This is a genomic window from Pauljensenia sp. UMB6358 (assembly GCF_030216865.1).
Lineage (GTDB): Bacteria > Actinomycetota > Actinomycetes > Actinomycetales > Actinomycetaceae > Pauljensenia > Pauljensenia turicensis_A.
Genome location: NZ_JASOMS010000238.1, coordinates 1 through 249, shown reverse-complemented (window position 1 = coordinate 249; position 249 = coordinate 1). Strand labels below are relative to the sequence as shown.

The 249-nt window shown below is 54.6% G+C and carries 1 pseudogene; it reads left to right on the top strand.

Features of this window, described 5'->3' with window-relative positions:
• Positions 1–99 precede the first annotated feature (99 nt).
• Positions 100–249 (top strand): annotated as a pseudogene (locus tag QP381_RS09300) (formate-dependent phosphoribosylglycinamide formyltransferase); the annotation flags it as partial.

The following is a 249-nucleotide window of genomic DNA, read 5'->3' as shown; positions in this document are numbered from 1 at the left end:
CGCGCTGACCATCCCCGTGCACAGAAAAATCCTGGCCGAAAACACAAGAAAAGTGGATTAGGGCGAGGCCGGCGCTATCAGGCATGTACGATTCTATATATGAACGCGAACCACTTTCCTCTTACTTTGCCCGCCAAGATCCTGCTCCTGGGAAGCGGTGAACTAGGCAAAGAACTGACCATCTCGCTCAAGCGTCTCGGCTGCACTGTTGTGGCCGTTGATTCCTACGCCAACGCCCCTGCTATGCAG